Consider the following 1,789-nt stretch of genomic DNA (forward strand, 5'->3'; position numbering starts at 1 on the left):
GGCTGATCGGCCGTCAGTCGCATCCCGCGCAAGAGGGATGTACTGGGCAGGTGTCGTCGCGCGCGACGGGAGGGACGATCATGACTGTTTTCTCGATCTCGATTCTGCTCGGCTGCCTCTCGGTGATGGCGGTCCGGGGCCGCCGGGGGGACTGGCCACCCGGCATGCCGGCGGCGCGGCCCCGGCTGGTGACCGCGGGCGGCACGTACGACGGCTCGCACGGCCACCCCTCCGACGCCTACGTCGTCCAGGAGCGGCTGATCGCGCTGGCCGACGGGCAGGGCGGCACGGAGGTCGCGCACACGGCGGCCGCGCTGGCCCTGGGCGCCGTGGTCGCCGCCCGCCCGCAGCACTCCGCCCGGCGCGAGGAGGACATGGACGAGTGCACCCAGGCCGCCCACCGGGCCGTCCGGCGGGCCGCGTTGCGCACGCCGTCCAAGCCGGCGCTGGTCACGACGATGGACCTGCTGGTGCTCGTCCCCGGGGAGACGCCGTGCCTGCGCTTCGCCCACGTGGGCAACGGCGCGATCTGGCATTGCGCCAAGGGCGGCAAGCCGCGCCGGCTCACCACGTCGCACTCCTTCGACGACGGGCCGCTGCTGCGCGGGATCGGGCTGGCCTCCACGCTGAACCCCGAGGTCGGCACCGTGCCGCTGCGGCCGGGCGACCGCGTGGCCGTCGTCACCGACGGCGTGCTGAAGGCGCTGGGCGAGCACCGGCTGACCGAGCTGCTGGCCGTCGGCCCGTCCCCGGCCGCCTGCCTGGACCGGCTGTACGACGAGGTGGCCGCCGCGGCGCCCAAGGACGACGCCACGATGGTCGTCGCCGACTTCGTCACCGCCTGACCTCCGGCCGCCTCTGGAACGTGCCACCCGACGCGAAGGCGGGGGCCGGGTGGCACGGGGGCGCGCCGGGGCGTCAGTCCAGGCGCTGGAGGAGGCCGTACACGAACAGGGCGCGGCGGGACGTGCCCTGGCAGGCGAAGTCGACCGCCCAGTGGTGCGGGGCCGCCCCCTCGCCCTGGAAGCTCACCGGGAAGCTCGCGGCGACGTCGGCCACGACGCATCCCCACGGGGTCAGGTCGGCGGCCGACAGCCGCCGGTCGCCGCCGGGCCGCACGAACCACAGGTTCCACACCTCGCCGCCGGGGCCGATCAGCGCCTCGAACTCCAGCTCCGGCCAGGACGGCAGCCGCCACCGGGCCACGTCGCAGGTCAGGCTGCCGAACGGGGCCTCGCCGGCGTACGCGGGCGGGCCGAGCGCCATCCGCAGCGCGGCCCGGCCCTTGGGCGCCCGAGGGGCGTGGGCCAGCCGGGTCCAGTGGGCGTGGGCGGCGCGCAGCTCGGCGCGGGAGGCGTCCAGGTCGGCCAGCGCCTGTTCCACGCGTCGCGGGTTGAGGTCGCGCATGCGGTGCATCAGGGCCAGCTCGAACTGGCGTACGCCGAATCGCATGGCCCCCAGCCTGCCAGGCGTCGTGACCTGCGTATGCTCCCCGTCATGAACAAACGGGGGCAGATCACCCTCCGCGAGCTGCTCGCCTTCGACGAGGGCGGCGTCCTGCGGCTGCTGCTCGCGCCGTCGGGCCAGGACGTGCACGTGTCCGGGATGATCATCGGCGACGAGGGGCCCGCCCGCTCGTACGCGGGCCGGATCGTGCTCGCGGCCGGGCTGTTCCACTCCACCGGCGCGGCCACCGCCTCCATCCGCGAGGCGGCGCGGCGCGGCGCCGCGGCGGTGGTCGTGCGGGCGGGCGAGGACCTGGCCGACGACGCACTCGACGCGGCCGAGC

2 protein-coding genes and 1 pseudogene are annotated in these 1,789 nt (G+C 76.0%); 2 read left to right on the top strand and 1 reads right to left on the bottom strand.

Features of this window, described 5'->3' with window-relative positions:
• The first annotated feature begins 80 nt into the window (after positions 1-80).
• Positions 81-845 (top strand): PP2C family protein-serine/threonine phosphatase, encoded by a 765-nt coding sequence (locus ACWCSD_RS52270; RefSeq protein WP_397158371.1) that lies wholly within the window; start codon positions 81-83, stop codon positions 843-845.
• Positions 846-918: 73 nt separating this feature from the next.
• On the opposite strand, the gene ACWCSD_RS52275 is transcribed toward ACWCSD_RS52270, so the two are convergent.
• Positions 919-1,452 carry a hypothetical protein gene (locus ACWCSD_RS52275; RefSeq protein ID WP_449927324.1) on the bottom strand — a complete coding sequence of 178 codons (534 nt, stop codon included), beginning with the start codon at positions 1,450-1,452 and terminating at the stop codon, positions 919-921.
• A gap of 45 nt (positions 1,453-1,497) precedes the next feature.
• Between ACWCSD_RS52275 and ACWCSD_RS52280 the strand changes: the two are divergent.
• Positions 1,498-1,789, top strand: a pseudogene (locus ACWCSD_RS52280) (hypothetical protein); the annotation flags it as partial.

Source organism: Nonomuraea sp. NPDC001684 (genome assembly GCF_053596515.1).

Excerpts from the sequence above, each read along its gene's own strand:
- ACWCSD_RS52275 (WP_449927324.1), bottom strand. The coding sequence starts at position 1,452 with ATGCGATTCGGCGTACGCCAGTTCGAGCTGGCCCTGATGCACCGCATG.
- ACWCSD_RS52270 (WP_397158371.1), top strand. The coding sequence starts at position 81 with ATGACTGTTTTCTCGATCTCGATTCTGCTCGGCTGCCTCTCGGTGATG.